Annotated in this window: 1 pseudogene; it reads left to right on the top strand. The window is 70.9% G+C overall.

Annotated features, from left to right (window positions below):
• Positions 1-258, top strand: a pseudogene (locus IU450_RS39365) (IS3 family transposase); the annotation flags it as partial.

The raw sequence follows: 258 nt of genomic DNA, 5'->3' as shown, positions 1-258 counted from the left end.
CTGCGGCTCGGTCAGCGGATTCGAGTGGGTCGCAAACGTGTGGCCCGGCTGATGCGCAGCGCTGAGCTGGCCGGAATTTTCCGCCGCCGCCGAGGCTGCACCACGCGAGATCCGCAGGCCAGTCCGCACCCGGACCTGGTCAACCGCCGCTTCGCCGCCGAGGGCCCGGACCGGCTGTGGTGCATGGACGTGACTCAGCACCGCACCAGCGAGGGCTGGGTGTACTGCGCGGTCGTGCTCGATGCGTTCTCCCGGCGC

It is taken from the genome of Nocardia abscessus (assembly GCF_015477775.1).
Taxonomy (GTDB): domain Bacteria; phylum Actinomycetota; class Actinomycetes; order Mycobacteriales; family Mycobacteriaceae; genus Nocardia; species Nocardia abscessus_A.
Note: the sequence above shows the minus strand (reverse complement) of the source record. Positions and strands in the feature narration are given on the sequence as shown.